Genomic DNA, 15,390 nt, shown 5'->3' on the forward strand with positions numbered 1-15,390 from the left:
GGCCGATCGGCCGATACGGTTCCCAACTCATGAACGGAAGCTTGCGTAAACGGCTCGCTTACCAATGCCTTCAAGGTTGCGGCAACCAGCTTTCCTCACCGGCGGGAAAGAAGTCTCTGGCATCAAGAGACCAACAAGAAGACTGAGGAGGCACCATGTTCGTCGCCATTCGAGTCATGATCCTGATCGCCAGTGCTTACGCCGGCTCGGCCGTTGCAGAGATGCAGTTCGCACCGCTGCCGAGCCTTGCGGCGTCGTCCGCGCCGTAGCACCGGCAACCGACGAGTGCCCCGGCGCTTTACGCCGGATTGGGTGTTGCCGCGGCAACCCCGATTGCGTGGGCTGCGTTTTCCGTCATCCGGGTCGCCGTCAGCCGCAGGAAATACAGCGACAGTCCTGGATTGCGTTCGCACAGCTTCCGCAGCGCGCCGTCGCTGATCCACAGCAGATCCACGTCGGTCGCTGCGAGCGCCGTCTGCGTGCGCCGGCGCTCGAGCGAAAACAGCCCGATCTCGCCGAACAATTCGCCGGCCGAGACGGCGCGAGCGATCTCGGGAAACCTGACCTCGCCGGACACGACCATGTACAGCAGGTCGGCGTCGTCGCCCTTCCGGAAAATCGTTTCTCCCGCCTTGACGTGCTTCGGCCGCATGAACGGTTGCAGCCAGTTCGGAGACAGGTCGGTCGCTGCAGCACGCCTGGCCTTCCGAAGCAGCCGGACCATCTGGAACAGCAACACCACGTTCAGCGGCAGCAGAATGATGTGCAGGATGAGCACCGGGTAGATCCGGTCGCCCAATCCATAGCTGATGAATGCCACATTGCTGAATATCGCGACGGCGCGCAGGCTCAGCATCGTGCTCATGCAGAACGTCAGCAGCACAAGAGCCGACGCCAAGTAACCCAAGCCATCAATGAATGTCATGACGGCGCCCATTGGAAAATGAACTGCAAGCAACGTGATCTAAAAGACGACGACCAACCTATATCAGAGCGCTCATCTTCTTAAGTGGAAATGAGGTTTCCCGCGCGTCACGCGGAACGCGACGCATCGATAGGTCGATGGCGGGAGATATCGGCGGCGTTGTGGGCCACTTTCGGCACCCTTCCGCTGCCTGACGCGGTGCAGCGAAAGACGTGTGACTGAACGCAGCCAGCGCTCGGGACCATGCCGCCCGAGGTCGCCGGCAGTCCCTGGCTTCAGCTCGACGAGCGCGACCGTGAGGCCACGCGAATGGCACGGCCCTTCGCCGATTTTACCTTGGCGGAGACGATGGCCGGGCGTGCCTTGCCGAGCCGGGCTGCACCGGGCGAACCCTTCCTGAGCAGGAGTGCGAGTCGTTTACGTGTGTGGCTGGCGACGGACCTTGCCGCCTGCTGGGCCGCCTCCGCTTTGCGAATGAGCGTGGTCACGGCAGACGCCGGTGATGCCGAGACGAGAGCGACATCCTTCGACTTCGACAGGCCGCCGGTTCCTTCGCAAGGCGCTTCGCTTGGTAGATCGATGCGAATGGCGAGCGTGTCGACGTTCGCGATCCAATCCTCAGCCTTGGTTCCGGTGATGATCCGGACATAGTCGCGGGTCTCACGCGGCAACTCGCCTTGCCTGGCGAGCCACTTCTGGACGCGGCCGCTGCCGGCGTTGTAGGCGGCAGCTGCAAGGCCGAGATTGCCGAAATCGTCGCGCAACTTGCGCAGCAGCTTGGCTGAAGCAGGCAATGCCTTGAGCGGATCGAAGGGATCGTCGAGCCCGACTTCCGCGGCCGTCTCGGGCATGAATTGCGCAACGCCCTGCGCGCCGGCGTGGCTGACTTCGTTCGAACGAAAGTGGCTCTCCTGCCAAATCAGGCGCGCAAAGAACGCGACGGGGATTTCGCTCGCCTGGGCAGCGTCCTTCAATGAGTGGCAGAACGTGCCGATCGCGGACGCTTGCGGCTCGGCACCGGCATCGCGAGGCTCGATCGTCGGCGCCTCATCCTCGACCGTCGCTCCGGGTACTTCGCTGGCATCGGCGCTTTCGATGAAGCGGGCGGCGAACGGAACGGCGTCCGTTGCGGTGTCGTGCGAGAACGTGGGGGCTTGGACCGTGGGGGTGTTGATTGAACTTGGCGAACGATCGACGTCGAGCATCAAGACAAGAAACGCGGCAAGCGCCGCGATAATGAATCGCATTTGCTTCGAGAGACCTGAACTGTGATGTGAACTGCGCGGAAATGCGTTTCGGATAACGACTTTTTAACGGGTCGATTGCGGCGATGCCGCGATATCAGCTGTTCCACCGCAAAACTCGGCTGCCGTTTGCATTGGAACTTCGAGGCTTTCCGTAACTTTACGGAATGCAGCCACGTTGGGATACGCGATGTTTCGACATTGTTTCGTTGCGACTTTTGCTTTTGTACTTTTGCTTGTCTCCGCCCCGGCGATGGCGGCGGGCCTCGATGCTGCCGCGATCAACGACGCGGCGGCGCCAACGGGAAAATTGTCGGGCCGTCACCAGGCCAGCGCCTCCGTTGCCAAGCTCGAGATTCTGCTCGATCGCGCGCATTTCTCTCCCGGCGAGATCGACGGCCAGCTCGGCGAGAATGCGCAGAAGGCGCTCACGGCGTTTGCCGGCGCGAATGGATTGTCGTTCGACAAGGCTGTGACGCCGGATATCTGGAGCAAACTCGCCGCCAGCGAAGGGCCCGCGGTCGTCAACTACACCATCGTCGATGCCGACGTGAAAGGCCCCTTCCTGAAGCAGGTCCCTGCGAAGATGGAGAGCATGAAAGACTTGCCCGCGCTGAATTACACCGGCCCGCGCGAAGCGCTCGCCGAGAAATTCCACATGAGTGAGGCGCTCCTTCAGGCGCTCAATCCAGGACAGAAGTTCGACAAGGCCGGTGACAGCATTGCGGTCGCGAACGTTATCGACGCCGGAGGTTCAGCGTCGGTTGCACGCGTCGAAGTCGACAAGACGCGGCAGACGCTCAGCACATTCGACGCCGCAGGGAAGCTCATCGCCTTCTATCCCGCAACGGTCGGCAGCACTGAGAAGCCGACGCCGAGCGGCACGTTGAAGGTGACGGCGATCAACAAGGACCCGACCTATCACTACAATCCCAAATACAAGTTCAAGGGTGTCAAATCGAAGAGGCCGTTCACGATCAAGCCCGGCCCGAACAATCCGGTCGGCTCGGTCTGGATCAACCTCTCGGCAGAAGGCTACGGCATCCACGGCACACCCGAACCCGGCAAGGTCTCCAAGGCCGCGTCCCATGGTTGTGTTCGACTCACGAACTGGGATGCGCAGCGAGTCGCGGCCGGTGTCGCGAAGGGGACGCCGGTTACGTTCGTGGAGAGCACGCGATAATGCGATTGACACCGGAGGGACCGAGCCGCGCCGTCGTCGCAATCGCTGCCGCCACGGCGGCACCGAGATTAGACAGGTATGCCGGGGATCGCGGATGGTGCGGTGACAGCCGCATCCTGATGGGGCGCCGATGCATTTCAGACGTTTGGCCGTGTCGGCGCTACGGGGGTTGTCGCTTGCTGCGCTGATCTGGTCAGGCGCAGCCCGCGCAGAGGGGGCCGCCGATCCGGTGTGGCCGACCCGGCAATGGCAGACGACGACGCCAGAAGAGCAGGGGATGGATTCCGCTGCGCTGGCGCGGCTCGTCAACTTTGGCGCGGCTCACAGTTTCGATAGTCTCCTGATTGCGCGTCATGGCCGGATCGTGCTCGACGCCTACTATGCCCCGTACACGCCGGAGATCTCGCATCTGATCAATTCCGCCACCAAGGCGGTGACCGGCACGCTGGTCGCGATGCTGCTTAGGGATAATTTGCTCGACAGCCTCGACCACCGCATGGTGGAATTCTTTGGCGACCGCACCATCGCCAATCTTGATGACCGCAAGCGGGCGATCACGATCCAGACCATGCTCGACATGACCTCGGGGATGGCCTGGACGGAGGGCGTCGAGGGCGGCAGGCCGGACTCGCTGATCGAATGGGGGCGTAGCCCCGATGCGATCCAGTTCATCCTGGACCGTCCGATGGCGAAGGCGCCGGGCGAGGCGTTCTACTACAACACCGGCAATCCGCAGCTATTGGCCGCGATCATCAACAAGCTCACCGGTGTGAGTGCGCGGGACTATGCGGTGACGAAACTGTTTCGTCCGCTGGGAATTGCCGCGCCGTACTGGCACAGTATCGGGCCGGGGCTGACGCAAGGCGGCGGCGGGCTTCTGCTCGCGCCGCGCGACGCCGCCAAGATCGGGCTGCTCTATCTGCATGACGGCGAATGGGAGGGGCAGCGGCTGCTGCCGTCCGGCTGGGTCGATCGCATCAGGCACGCGACGACAGAGTTGCACGCTTCGTTCGATCCGTCCCTGCACTACGCGAATTTCTTCTGGGTGATGCCGAAGCAGCCGGCCTTCATGGCGGTCGGCGACCGCTGCCAGCTGATCATGATCTTTCCCGCGCTCGACATCGTCACGGTCGTGACCGCGCGCGACTACTGCTCATTCGGCAGGATGGCCGACGACATTTCCGGCGCCGTCAAGTCCGACACGGCGCTGCCGGTGAACTCCGCCGGCGGCAATCAGCTTGCCGCGGCGCTGCGCGATAGCGCGACGGAAAAGCCGTCGGCGGTTGGTGCGGTGCCCGAGACCGCGGCGGCCATCTCGGGCAAGACCTGGCCCTTCCCGGCCAACGGTCTCAATCTGCGGGCGCTGACGCTGTATCTGACCGATTCGTCCGCGCACTACGAGTTGGAAACAGCGACGCCGGATGCGGCGAGGCCGGTAGTCAAATTGGCGGGACCGATCGGGCTCGACGGCACCTATCGTCTCGGCCAGCCAACGCCGCTCGGCGTGATGGCGCTGAAGGGGTCGTGGCAGACCGGTGAGACGTTTGCGATCGACCTGCGTCTGGTCGGCGGCGATACCGACCGCAGATGGCTGCTCACGTTCGACGGCGGCAAGGCCAGGCTCAGCGGCAAGGATCGCTTCGGCCATGATGTGCAGGTCGACGCGGAAGCGCAGGCCGCGCAATAACCCGGCGAGACTGCTTGCCTGTTTTTTCGGGACGGCCTGATCGCCTCCTTCGTCATTCCGGGGCGCGCCTCTTGGCGCGAGCCCGGAATCCATTCGTCAGCAGAACGTGTGGCTCACCGACGACGCAACAAACTCGGTGTCATCCCGGCGAAAGCCGGACCCATAACCACAGACGCTCATTATTGAAAGATAGTGGAACGACGAGTCCCGCTCACTACGGCCGCCGCGGCGTATGGGGGTGCCGGCTTTCGCAGGGACGACGCCCGGAAGAAGCCGCGGCTCTCGGCTTAAGCACAGACGTCTCTGGAGTTCTGGATCACCCGCATGCACTCGCGGGTGATGACACCGGACAAGCTGTTTTACAGTTGAATCGGGACTTGCGGTCGCGCCGGTGCAGTGTCCGCGAGTCGAGGCGCGGCAGCGCGCCTAGTGGTCGGTCTTCGGCGTCTTGGATGCAAAGTCGAGGCCGAGCTGAACGGCGCGCTCCTGGCGCTCTTCCGTCAGGAACTGCAGCTCCCGTTCCAGCGACCGCGCGACCTCGTCCTGCGTTTCCTGGGAGTGGCGGCGGGAGCCGCCGTGCGGTTTGGCCGATTGGGCAGTCACGGGAGAATCCCTGTCATCGCAGTGTCACAGGCCCTGATGCCACGGCCGGAGTCCGGCGGACAATCAAAAAGAATTCAGCGGGGCCGCTTTGGAATGTTTGTTGTGCATCTGACTCAAATTTAAGCAGGAAATTCTCCCGGCCTTGTCGCGAACGCCGAAGCCGTAGACCCGCGGTCTCATCAATTCGGATGAGACGGCCCGGTTCCCACGAAATCATTTCCGGATTCGCACGAAGGCGTCCCGAAACCGACAAGGTCTAACCTTAGTAGCGTTGTGAAGGACGGGTGCCTGGTGAGACGCTGACGATTGAGGTCGTAAGATTCATCGGTGCTCCTGAGACGTTGGGGATGATCTCGGAAATGAAGAAGCCGAATGCTGTGCCATATGTCTGGGCGGCCGCGCTGATCGCGGTCGTGATCTGGGGCGTGAGCGGAACCCCGCAGATGGCACATACCTCTGCCAGCAGCACGCATCTGGCTCGGGCGCGCTAGCGCGATTTCAAGCGAGGTGGCTTCCGGCTCGTGTCAAGACAACGCGTCTCCACAAAAGCCTAGAGCTTCGGCCGCAGCGAGCGCTGCATATCCATCGTGTAGGTGTAGCGCCCTTCCGGGTGCGTGGTGATGGTGACCTCGAACAGTTCCTCGCGCAGGCCGTAGTAGCGGCGTACCACGGTGAGTGCCGGCGATCCGGTCTTGACGCCGAGTGCCTTGGCGATCGGCGCCGGCATGCCCCGCACGAAGATTTCCATCTGCGCGCGCTCGGTGACCTGGCCGTACATCTTGGCGATCTGCTCATGCACCGGGGTGCGGCCGTGGTCGCTGCGGGCCACGACATCTGCGAACCGGCGCAGCACGTAGATTTCGGTCCAGCCGAGCGGTGCGGCGAATTGGTCGGAGCGGCGCACGGCCTCGATCAGGAACCAGCTCTTGCCGGGCTCGCATTTCAGGAGCGCAGCGAGCTTGCGGTCGGCGACGATGTCGCTGCTGCCGACCACGTCGCGATAGGTCTCGTTGGAATAGCGCAGCCACTCGCCGAGCGACTTGACGCTGTGGGTGAACAGCACCGGCGGCTCGGAGGCGATCACCACCGAACCGAGGCCGGCGCGGCGCACGATCAGGCCCTGGTCGATCAGGATGCGCAGCGCCTCGCGCACGGTCTGGCGGCTTGCCTGATAGCTCGCCATCAACTCGGTTTCGGTCGGCAGCAGATTGCCGACCGCGTAGGTGCCGAGACGGATGTCCTTCTGCAGCCCGGTGGCGATGTCGCGGTAGCGGGACGATCTCGCCCTCTCCGGTTGTTCAGACATGGCGGATCACTGGTATGCCGTATGGCAGGCAACCGGATGTCCAGACTGCATCGACTGCAACGCGGCCTCGAACGCGGCGAGCGTCGCCAGCACATCTGCTTCGGGCACCGGGAACGGCAGCTTGCGTTCGACCGCGTCGGCAAAGGCCGCAAGTTCCGCGGTGAGCGCGTTAACCGCCGGATAGCGCGTCGTCGCAGGCGCCTCGCCGGATTTCCGTACCACCATCGTCCCCTCGTCGAGCACCTCTGCGGATCCCTTCGTCCCGAACACATGCACGCGCCAATAGAACGGTGTTGCGCGGACCGTAGCAAGGGTTGCACTCACGCCATTCACAAATTCAATCGCTAAAGTTGCAGTGTCGAGCGGCGGCGGTCCGGCCTCGCGTTCACTCAACCGGGCATAAACCTGTCGGGCAGGACCAAGGAGGCTGACGAAGCCGTCGAGCACATGCAGTCCCGCGCCGGTCAGCCCGCCGCCCGGCGACTCCTCGGGCGACAGCCGCCAGCCCTGCGTGATGCCTTGCGAGTTCTCGTTGCTGTTGTGGCCCTCGACATGCAGGATCGTGCCGAGCTCGCCGCTGGCGACCATCGCGCGCAGCGCCTGCATCGACGGCCAGAACCGGCGGTTATGCCCGACCGCGAGCAGCACGCCGGCGTTGCGGCAGGCTGCGAACATCTCGACCGCATCGCTGCGCTTGAGCGCCAGCGGCTTCTCGCAAAACACCTGCTTACCGGCGGCGGCGGCCGCAATCACCTGGCTCCTGTGCAGCGAATGCGGCGTTGCCAGCAGCACGGCATCGATGGCGGGCTCGGCCAGCACGGCCTCGAGGCTGGCCGCAGGGGACAGACCGTGCGCTGCGCAAAAGCTCGCGGCGGCGCTCATGTCGGGTTCCACCGCGCGGACGATCCTCAGCCGCGGCTCGCTCTGCGCAGCCTCGACCAGCGCGCGGCCCCAGCGGCCGAGGCCCGCGATCGCACAATTGATCATGAGTGGTCCTTGTCCTGATCGCGTCCGGCCCGGATCGCCTCGATGACAGCGGCGCTGTCGCTGTCCGGGCCTTGCAGCGCGATCGCCGCGCGCAGCAGCTTGGCCTGCACCGAGGTCAGCGGCAGAGGCAGGCCGTGCCGACCGGCCTCCTGCAGGATCAGCTCGGCGTCCTTCAAGGTCTGCGCGATATGCGATTGCGGCGAGAAGTCCCGCGCCAGCATCTTCGGTCCCTTGCTGTCCATCACTCTGGAATATGCCGCCGATTGCCGCGCCGTCGCAAGGAACGTCGCCCCGTCGAGGCCGAGGCTCTCGGCAAAGGCCATGCCCTCGGCGAGCGCGGCGCGGTTGTTCTGCAGGATTAGGTTGATGGCGAGCTTGGTGCGGCTGGCATTGCCGATCGGGCCGACATGGATCCGCTGCGGGCAGACGATGTCGAGCGTCGCCGCGGCGGCTGCGATCACGTCGCGATCGCCGGCGACCAGCGCGGTGGCCGTGCCTGCGCGGACCTCGGCGCTGGTGCCCGAGATCGGCGCTTCGATGAAGGAGAGGCGCGAGCGCGTCGCGAACTCGGCGATCGCCGTGATCTCGCCCGGTGCGCAGGTGGTGGTGCAGATGACGAGCGGCGGCGGTTCGGCGTTCGCGAGTCCGGCAGCAAGCCCGTGACCTGGGCCGCGTCGTACACCGCAATGACGATGGTCCGGCAGCGCGCCGCCACGTCGGCGGCGAAGGCCGCGAACTCGGCGCCGCTGGCCCGCAACCCGTCCGTCTTCGCCGCATCGATGTCGAAGCCGATCAGCCCGACGCCGGCGTCGATCAGCCGCGCGGAAAGCGCCGATCCCATCAGCCCCAGGCCAATTATGCCGACAGGTGTTTCGCGAGCCATGATGCGACGGAGCTCTGGTCTATTGCGGCTGGATGCCGGCCGCCTTCACCTCCGCCGACCAGCGCACGACCTCGCTCTTGACGAAGGTGCCGAACTCGGCCGGGGCGAGCGGCGCCACGATCACGCCGACATCGGCGAGCTTCTTCTTGGTCTCCGGCATCGCGAGGTATTTGGCGCACTCGGCGTAGATCTTGTTGACCACCGGTTCCGGCGTGCCGGCCGGCGCGAACAGCCCGTACCAGATGGTGGCCTCGAAGCCGGGCATTGCTTCCGAGAGCGCGGGCAGGCCGGGCGTCAGCTCGTTGCGGGTCGCCGATGTCACGGCGATCCCGCGCAAGGTGCCGCCCTGCATCTGCGGGATCGCGACCGAGAAATCGCCGAAGGTCAGGTCGACGACGCCGGCCATCACGTCGGTCATCGCTTGCGGCACGCCGCGGTAGGACGCCGCGATCAGCGACAGGCCGCCGCGCGACTGCAGCTGCGCGATCGAGATCTGCGATGCGCCGGAGCCGTAGCCGGCAGTCAGATTGGGAGTGGCCTTGGCGTAGCTGAGGAACTGCGGCAGGTCCTTGGCCGCGAGCTTCGGGTTGACCAGCAGCACCATCGCCGTCGTGGTGGTGCGGATCACGGGCGCGAAATCCTTCACCGGGTCGTAGGGCAGGCTCTTGAGCGTCGCGACGTTGCTGGCATGGGTGGTGTTGGTGCCCATCAACAGCGTGTAGCCGTCGGGCGCGCTGCGGGCGACTTCCTGGGCGCCGATGCTGCCGAGCGCGCCGGCGCGGTTCTCGATCAGCACGGTCTGGCCGAACGCGTCCTGCAGATGCTGGCCGACCAGCCGCGCGACGTTGTCGGGCCCGGCGCCGGCCGGAAAGGGCACGATGATCCTGAGCGGCCGTTGCGGGAATTCATCCGCCGCCCGCACCGTTAGGGCCGGAAGCGCAGCGAGCAGCACGACGAGGAGCCCCAGCCGTAACTTCATCCCGGTCCCCTCCGCCTCCGCTTTTGGCAGATTTATACGGACAAATAGATCGGAAATGCAAGCATCGACCCTATCGGAATATTGAGGTGCGGCATATTTATCCGTATAAATAGCCCATACAGGGAGCCAGACGACGATGGTGGACATCAGCGATCTCCATGCCCGCGGGCTGCGCCGGCGCCAGAAGATGTTCGGCGAGGTCGATGTCGCCAAGCGGATGGCGGCTGCGGGCAATTTTGGCACGCCGCTGCAAAACATCATCAATGCTTACGTCTATGGCGACGTCTGGGAGCGCAGCGGGCTGTCCGACCAGATTCGCAGCCTCGTGATGCTCGGCATCACCGCGGCGAGCAGCAAGCCGACCGAGTTCCGCGTTCACGCCAGGGGCGCGCTGGCCAATGGCTGCACCGCCGCGCAGGTGCAGGACGTGCTGCTCCTGGTCGCGATGTATTGCGGCATTCCGGCCGCGATCGAGACCAGCAAGATTGCAGCCGAGGTGTTCGGCGAGGCGCCTGCGGAGGGGTAGGGCGCGGGCCTGCGCCGTGATAGGCACGTTGCCGACTTCGAACGGCAACAGGATGCGTCCATGTCCGGCTTCCCGACCTCGACCACCGTGCTCGATTCCGTGCTGTTTCGCGATGCCTTCGGCACAAGCGCGATGCGTGAGGTGTTTTCCGACCTGCGGCTGCTCCAGCGCTATGCCGAGGTCGAAGTCGCGCTCGCCAAGGCCGAAGCGCGCTGCGGCGTGATTCCTGCGGAAGCGGCCGAGGAGATCGCAAGGCGCACCGACGTCGCTGCGTTCGATTTCGACCTGCTGCGGCAGGAAACCGACATCGTCGGCTACCCGATCCTGCCGCTGGTGCATCAGATGACGAAGCAGTGCGGCGAGGCCGGCCGCTATGTCCATTGGGGCGCCACCACGCAGGACATCATGGACACCGCCGTGGTGCTGCAACTGCGCGATGGCCTGACAATCATCGAGGATGACATCGCTGCGTTGCGCGGCATCCTTGCCGATCTCTCGAAGAAATACCGCGACACGCCGATGGCCGGCCGCACCCATCTGCAGCAGGCGCTGCCGGTGACCTTCGGCTACAAGACCGCGATCTGGCTCGCCGCCTTCGATCGCCACGCCGCGCGGCTGGCGGAGCTGAAGCCGCGCGTGCTGGTCGGCCAATTCGCCGGCGCCGCCGGCACGCTGGCCTCGCTGGGCGACAAGGGCTTCGAGGTCCAGAACGCGCTGTGCGAGGAACTCGGCCTCGGCATTCCCGTCTCCACCTGGCATGTCGCGCGCGACGGTCTGGCGGAGGCGGTGAATTTCCTCGCGCTGGTGACGGGAACGCTCGGCAAGATCGCGCTCGACATCATGATCATGGCGTCGACCGAATTCGGCGAGGTCTACGAACCCTTCGTGAAGGGACGCGGCGCCTCCTCGACCATGCCGCAGAAGCGCAACCCGATCTCGTCGGAGCTGATGCTCGCCGCTTCCAAGGCAGTGCGTCAGCATGCCGGCCTGATGCTGGACGCGATGGTGCAGGATTTCGAACGCGCGACCGGCCCGTGGCACGCCGAATGGATGGCGATCCCGGAAAGCTTCGTGCTGACCGCCGGCGCGCTGCACCAGGCCAGGTTCGCGCTCGGCGGCTTGATCGTCGACGAGAAGCGGATGGCCGGCAATCTCGACATCAGCCGCGGGTTGATCGTTGCCGAAGCCGTGATGATGGGCCTTGCGCCCGCGATCGGCCGGCAGGAGGCCCATGATGTGGTCTACGACGCCTGCCGTGTCGCCAACGACAAGGGTCTGACGTTGGCTGAGGCGCTGGCCGCGGATGATCGCGTCGCGAGCCGGATCGATCGGGCGACGATCGACCGCCTCACCGCGCCGAAAAACTACCTCGGACTCGCGCCCGAGATGGTCGATCGGGTGCTGGCTTCAGTGAAGCGGTAAAGTTCGACGCAATTGCTCGCCGTCGCGTGATCGGGCGCGGCGGGCGGGAACCTTGCGGATGCGGATCGAATTGGACTACGAATCCTCAAAACTCCTCAAACGACACGGCCGGACACTTCATGACCGCACATCAACGCAACCTTTCCGCCTCGATCGATCCTGTAAAACTCGATCGGCTCGCCGAAGTCGCGATCAAGGTCGGCCTGCAGCTGCAGCCGGGGCAGGATCTGCTGCTGACGGCGCCTGCGGCGGCAATGCCGCTGGTGCGGCGGGTGGCGGAGCATGCCTACAAGGCCGGCGCGGGTCTCGTGACCCCGTTCTTCTCGGACGAAGAACTCACGCTGGCGCGCTACCGCTACGCCAACGATGCGAGCTTCGATCGCGCCGCGAGTTGGCTTTACGAGGGCATGGCGAAGGCGTTCGGCGCCAACACCGCGCGGCTTGCGATCGTCGGCGACAATCCGATGCTGCTGTCGGGCGAAGACCCGACCAAGGTGGCGCGCGCCAGCAAGGCCAATTCGATCGCCTACCAGCCGGCGCTGGAGAAGATCGTCAATTTCGACACCAACTGGAACATCATCGCCTATCCCAGCACGTCCTGGGCGAAGCAGGTATTCCCCGGCGATGCCGAGGATGTCGCGGTGGCGAAACTCGCGGACGCGATCTTCTCCGCGTCCCGGGTCGATCAGGACGGCGCCGTCGCCAACTGGGAACAGCACAATGCCAGGCTGCGCGAGCGTACCGAATGGCTGAACGGCCAGCGCTTCCACGCGCTGAAATATTCCGGTCCCGGCATGGACCTCACCATTGGCCTTGCCGACGGTCATGAATGGGAAGGCGGCGCGTCGACCGCCAAGAACGGCATTGTCTGCAATGCCAACATTCCGACCGAGGAGGTCTTCACCACGCCGCACTGCCGGCGCGTCAGCGGCCACGTCGTCAGCTCCAAGCCGCTGTCCTATCAGGGTACGCTGATCGACAATATTTCGGTCAAGTTCGAGGACGGCCGCATCGTCGAGGCCAAGGCCTCGCGCGGCGAGGAAGTGTTGAACAAGGTGCTCGACACCGACGAGGGCGCGCGCCGCCTCGGTGAGGTCGCGCTGGTGCCGCATTCATCGCCGATCTCGAAGAGCGGGCTGTTGTTCTTCAACACGCTGTTCGATGAGAATGCCGCCTCGCACATCGCGCTCGGCCAGTGCTACTCGAAATGCTTCGTCAATGGCGACAAGCTGACGCCGCAGCAGATCGCCGAGCAGGGCGGCAACAAGAGCCTGATCCATATCGACTGGATGATCGGCTCCGCCCACACCGACATCGACGGCATCCACACCGACGGCCGCAGCGTGCCGGTGTTCCGCAAAGGCGAGTGGGCGTAGAGGGCCCGCTTAATCCCGTCCTCTGGAGCCTAGTTCCGTCATCCTGAGGTGCGCGCTCTTGCGCGCCTCGAAGGATGGACGGCCCGGATATCGCGTGCGCGGAAAGACTTCGGCCGTTCGCCCTTCGAGGCTGGCTTCGCTCGCACCTCAGGGTGACGGGGATAGATCGGGGCTGCCGGACTAATGCTGCAGGTGACTAGCGAAACCGCCGCTCACGCGCCGCGATCAGCTCGCCGCGCGGCGCGCTGAAGCGGCAGGTCTCGTGCTGGGGCCGGAAGCCGAGCCGGCGGTAGATCTTCAGCGCGGGTGCGTTGCGGCTCGAGACGTTGAGCCAGCAGGGATGTTCGACCGACACGTCGTGTGCGGCCAGCACGCGATAGACCAGCAGCTGGCCGAGCCCGCGTCCCTGCCGTGCCGGGTCGACGGCGACCGACTCGATCCACATCGAGTTCCGCTCCGGCTCGGTCAGGCAGAAGCCCGACATCTGGCCATCTTCCGACGCGATCCAGACTTCGCTCTCGGTCAGGACCTGCGCCATCTCCTCCGGCGAATACCGGCGGAACGCGGAGTCCGAGGCATAGGCGGCGTTGTGGAGGCGCGCCACCTCGCCGGCGCAGGCGGTGACGTCGCTAACCTGTTCGATGGTGGCGCGGGCCGCCGCGAGCGTGCGTGCCGGCTGCAACGGCTCGACGCATTTCATCCCGATTTCGGACTCGACATGAACAAAGCCGAAGGCGGCCACGAAGGCCATTCCCGCCGGCCAATCGCCGCTCACCAGCGTCTGGACGGTGAGATCGGGATCGGTGTCGATCGCAAGTACGTCGTCGAACAGCGCGAGGCCAATCCGGCGGCGCCGGACCTCGGGCGCGACGACGATCTTGAGGAACCGGGAATGATGCGCGCCCTGATCGCGCAACGATGACTCAGCGAGGCCAAGGAGTCGGCCGTTCCGCTCGGCAATGCGGAAGTCGCGACCGCCACGGTTCTGCGGCAGCTTCAGGAACTGGTCCCACTGCGGCAGCGTGACAGGGCCCAGCCGCGGTTCCACCGCAGCCGCCTTTGCGTAGAGTTCGACCACCGCTTCTGCATCAGCCTCACGAAGCGGCCGGATGGTGATGCTGTCATCCATGAGTCGCAAGTTTACCCGATATCGAGCCGATAGACATCCTTTGCCGTCTGCAAGAACAACGCCGTCTTCTCGGCTTCGCTATATTGTGATGCAAGTCGTTTAAAGGTGTTGAAGATCACCTGATAGCTGCACTGTCCCTTATCAGGTGGGAAGTTGCTTTCGAACATGCAACGGCTCGGGCCGAAGGCCTCGATGCAGGTCTCCACATAGGGCCGCCAGGCGGCGGCGAGTTCCTCCGACGAGGGCGGCCTGGGGCGGAGGTGGAAGTCGTAGCCGAGCAGGCACATCGCCAGCCCGCCGAGCTTGACCACGACGTTCGGGCATTTAGCGATCTCCTGGATCGACGCCTTCCAGACCGGAAAGGTCTCCTCGCGCTTCCCGGCGAAGCGGCCGGTGCCGACCGGGCCACCGCAATGGTCGAGCACGATCCGGGTGTCGGGAAAGGCACGGGCGAGGTCGGTCAGCTCGCCGATCTGCGGGTGGAACAGCCAGGCATCGAAGCTGAGGCCGAGCGGCGCCAGGCAGGCGAACCCCCTACGAAAGGTGGCATCCAGCAAGATGCCCTTCGGGCGGTTGGCATACATGTGGGCGACGTTGGGGTCCTCGTCCCAGGCCGAGGAGTGGCGGATGCCGCGGAACCGGCCGTTGCCGGCGGCGATTTCCGCCTCGAGCACCGCCTTGGCCTGGTCGCCGATCAGAAGGTTAACGTGGCTGACGATGCCGGCGCAGATCGCCGCCTTGCCGTAGCCGCCGCTCGCCGCCATCGCGGCGACGCCGTTGGCGAACTCGACCTCGCCGACCGGGCGGAACGCCTCCGGCCCGTCGGCGCGATACATCGACCGGCAGTCGACATAGACGGTCGCCACGATGTTGTGGCCCGAAGCGATGTCGTCGCGCATCTCCTCGATCAGGTAGCGCAGGCCGCCGCGATCCCAGAGATGATGGTGCGGATCGACGATCGGCCTGTTCGGATCGATGATCTCCTCGGTGTATTGGGCGAGCCAGTCTTCGCGCGGATTGGCATAGAGCCCGCTCGCAGAGGCGGGCAGAGTGCTGGCCATGGATGATGCTCCCTGTTCTTGCTCTTGTCGGCCGCCGATCCGGTGTCGGCAGTGCGGAGGATAACGAGCCGCGCGAGCT

At 64.9% G+C, this 15,390-nt stretch carries 15 protein-coding genes and 2 pseudogenes; 6 read left to right on the top strand and 11 right to left on the bottom strand.

Annotated elements, in window-relative coordinates:
- Nucleotides 1-298: 298 nt before the first annotated feature.
- Together H8B02_RS03980 and H8B02_RS03985 are read right to left on the bottom strand one after the other, a co-directional pair.
- Nucleotides 299-937, bottom strand: coding sequence for a Crp/Fnr family transcriptional regulator (locus H8B02_RS03980; protein ID WP_229164965.1), 639 nt, complete (start codon nt 935-937; stop codon nt 299-301).
- 263 nt (nt 938-1,200) lie between these two features.
- A complete protein-coding gene (locus H8B02_RS03985) occupies nt 1,201-2,172 on the bottom strand; it encodes a lytic transglycosylase domain-containing protein (protein ID WP_229164966.1) in 972 nt (323 codons plus the stop codon).
- A gap of 187 nt (nt 2,173-2,359) precedes the next feature.
- Here H8B02_RS03985 and H8B02_RS03990 point away from each other — a divergent pair, with 187 nt between their 5' ends.
- Nucleotides 2,360-3,352 (top strand): L,D-transpeptidase family protein, encoded by a 993-nt coding sequence (locus tag H8B02_RS03990; RefSeq protein WP_229164967.1) that lies wholly within the window; start codon nt 2,360-2,362, stop codon nt 3,350-3,352.
- Between the two features lie 130 nt (nt 3,353-3,482).
- On the top strand, nt 3,483-5,039 hold the full coding sequence (locus H8B02_RS03995; protein ID WP_229164968.1) for a serine hydrolase domain-containing protein: 1,557 nt from the start codon (nt 3,483-3,485) through the stop codon (nt 5,037-5,039).
- 426 nt (nt 5,040-5,465) lie between these two features.
- Here H8B02_RS03995 and H8B02_RS04000 read toward each other — a convergent pair whose 3' ends face one another.
- A complete protein-coding gene (locus H8B02_RS04000; protein WP_229164969.1) occupies nt 5,466-5,642 on the bottom strand; it encodes a hypothetical protein in 177 nt (58 codons plus the stop codon).
- Between the two features lie 284 nt (nt 5,643-5,926).
- Here H8B02_RS04000 and H8B02_RS04005 point away from each other — a divergent pair, with 284 nt between their 5' ends.
- The gene (locus H8B02_RS04005; protein ID WP_229164970.1) at nt 5,927-6,133 is read left to right on the top strand and encodes a hypothetical protein; all 207 of its coding nucleotides are present in this window, start codon (nt 5,927-5,929) and stop codon (nt 6,131-6,133) included.
- Between the two features lie 59 nt (nt 6,134-6,192).
- Here the strand turns inward: H8B02_RS04005 and H8B02_RS04010 are convergent, their stop codons facing one another.
- The 6 genes and pseudogenes from H8B02_RS04010 to H8B02_RS04030 all read right to left on the bottom strand — a co-directional run bounded on the left by H8B02_RS04010 (nt 6,193) and on the right by H8B02_RS04030 (nt 9,797).
- Nucleotides 6,193-6,948 carry a GntR family transcriptional regulator gene (locus H8B02_RS04010; protein ID WP_229164971.1) on the bottom strand — a complete coding sequence of 252 codons (756 nt, stop codon included), beginning with the start codon at nt 6,946-6,948 and terminating at the stop codon, nt 6,193-6,195.
- Between the two features lie 6 nt (nt 6,949-6,954).
- Entirely contained in the window at nt 6,955-7,935 is a 981-nt protein-coding gene (locus H8B02_RS04015; protein ID WP_229164972.1) for a Gfo/Idh/MocA family protein, read from the bottom strand.
- Nucleotides 7,932-8,396 (bottom strand): NAD(P)-dependent oxidoreductase, encoded by a 465-nt coding sequence (locus H8B02_RS04020; RefSeq protein WP_229164973.1) that lies wholly within the window; start codon nt 8,394-8,396, stop codon nt 7,932-7,934. The genes H8B02_RS04015 and H8B02_RS04020 overlap by 4 nt, the downstream gene beginning before the upstream one ends.
- A gap of 21 nt (nt 8,397-8,417) precedes the next feature.
- A pseudogene (locus tag H8B02_RS48790) lies at nt 8,418-8,639 on the bottom strand (NAD(P)-binding domain-containing protein); the annotation flags it as partial.
- Nucleotides 8,640-8,644: 5 nt separating this feature from the next.
- Nucleotides 8,645-8,818: pseudogene (locus H8B02_RS48795) on the bottom strand (NAD(P)-binding domain-containing protein); the annotation flags it as partial.
- Nucleotides 8,819-8,837: 19 nt separating this feature from the next.
- Nucleotides 8,838-9,797, bottom strand: coding sequence for a Bug family tripartite tricarboxylate transporter substrate binding protein (locus tag H8B02_RS04030; RefSeq protein WP_229164975.1), 960 nt, complete (start codon nt 9,795-9,797; stop codon nt 8,838-8,840).
- A 136-nt stretch (nt 9,798-9,933) separates the two neighbouring features.
- On the opposite strand from H8B02_RS04030, the gene H8B02_RS04035 reads away from it, so the two are divergent.
- The 3 genes from H8B02_RS04035 (at nt 9,934) to H8B02_RS04045 (ending at nt 13,121) form a co-directional block, all read left to right on the top strand.
- The gene (locus H8B02_RS04035) at nt 9,934-10,323 is read left to right on the top strand and encodes a carboxymuconolactone decarboxylase family protein (RefSeq protein ID WP_229164976.1); all 390 of its coding nucleotides are present in this window, start codon (nt 9,934-9,936) and stop codon (nt 10,321-10,323) included.
- 60 nt (nt 10,324-10,383) lie between these two features.
- Nucleotides 10,384-11,745: a 3-carboxy-cis,cis-muconate cycloisomerase gene (gene pcaB / locus H8B02_RS04040; RefSeq protein WP_229164977.1), complete on the top strand. Its 1,362-nt coding sequence runs from the start codon at nt 10,384-10,386 to the stop codon at nt 11,743-11,745.
- Nucleotides 11,746-11,864: 119 nt separating this feature from the next.
- Complete coding sequence (locus tag H8B02_RS04045) at nt 11,865-13,121, top strand: aminopeptidase (RefSeq protein ID WP_229164978.1); 1,257 nt, start codon at nt 11,865-11,867, stop codon at nt 13,119-13,121.
- Between the two features lie 196 nt (nt 13,122-13,317).
- Here the strand turns inward: H8B02_RS04045 and H8B02_RS04050 are convergent, their stop codons facing one another.
- Together H8B02_RS04050 and H8B02_RS04055 are read right to left on the bottom strand one after the other, a co-directional pair.
- Nucleotides 13,318-14,250: a GNAT family N-acetyltransferase gene (locus H8B02_RS04050; RefSeq protein WP_229164979.1), complete on the bottom strand. Its 933-nt coding sequence runs from the start codon at nt 14,248-14,250 to the stop codon at nt 13,318-13,320.
- An 11-nt stretch (nt 14,251-14,261) separates the two neighbouring features.
- On the bottom strand, nt 14,262-15,311 hold the full coding sequence (locus tag H8B02_RS04055) for an amidohydrolase family protein (protein WP_229164980.1): 1,050 nt from the start codon (nt 15,309-15,311) through the stop codon (nt 14,262-14,264).
- Between the last annotated feature and the right edge of the window lie 79 nt (nt 15,312-15,390).

The sequence above is a fragment of the Bradyrhizobium altum genome, assembly GCF_020889705.1.
In the GTDB taxonomy this organism is placed as follows: Bacteria; Pseudomonadota; Alphaproteobacteria; order Rhizobiales; family Xanthobacteraceae; genus Bradyrhizobium; species Bradyrhizobium altum.

What these genes read in the sequence shown, in the direction of transcription:
- H8B02_RS04010 (WP_229164971.1), bottom strand. Translation starts at nt 6,948, where the DNA reads ATGTCTGAACAACCGGAGAGGGCGAGATCGTCCCGCTACCGCGACATC.
- H8B02_RS04035 (WP_229164976.1), top strand. Translation starts at nt 9,934, where the DNA reads ATGGTGGACATCAGCGATCTCCATGCCCGCGGGCTGCGCCGGCGCCAG.
- H8B02_RS04030 (WP_229164975.1), bottom strand. Translation starts at nt 9,797, where the DNA reads ATGAAGTTACGGCTGGGGCTCCTCGTCGTGCTGCTCGCTGCGCTTCCG.
- H8B02_RS03995 (WP_229164968.1), top strand. Translation starts at nt 3,483, where the DNA reads ATGCATTTCAGACGTTTGGCCGTGTCGGCGCTACGGGGGTTGTCGCTT.
- H8B02_RS03985 (WP_229164966.1), bottom strand. Translation starts at nt 2,172, where the DNA reads ATGCGATTCATTATCGCGGCGCTTGCCGCGTTTCTTGTCTTGATGCTC.
- H8B02_RS03990 (WP_229164967.1), top strand. Translation starts at nt 2,360, where the DNA reads ATGTTTCGACATTGTTTCGTTGCGACTTTTGCTTTTGTACTTTTGCTT.
- H8B02_RS04015 (WP_229164972.1), bottom strand. Translation starts at nt 7,935, where the DNA reads ATGATCAATTGTGCGATCGCGGGCCTCGGCCGCTGGGGCCGCGCGCTG.
- H8B02_RS04045 (WP_229164978.1), top strand. Translation starts at nt 11,865, where the DNA reads ATGACCGCACATCAACGCAACCTTTCCGCCTCGATCGATCCTGTAAAA.
- H8B02_RS04050 (WP_229164979.1), bottom strand. Translation starts at nt 14,250, where the DNA reads ATGGATGACAGCATCACCATCCGGCCGCTTCGTGAGGCTGATGCAGAA.
- pcaB (WP_229164977.1), top strand. Translation starts at nt 10,384, where the DNA reads ATGTCCGGCTTCCCGACCTCGACCACCGTGCTCGATTCCGTGCTGTTT.
- H8B02_RS04055 (WP_229164980.1), bottom strand. Translation starts at nt 15,311, where the DNA reads ATGGCCAGCACTCTGCCCGCCTCTGCGAGCGGGCTCTATGCCAATCCG.
- H8B02_RS03980 (WP_229164965.1), bottom strand. Translation starts at nt 937, where the DNA reads ATGGGCGCCGTCATGACATTCATTGATGGCTTGGGTTACTTGGCGTCG.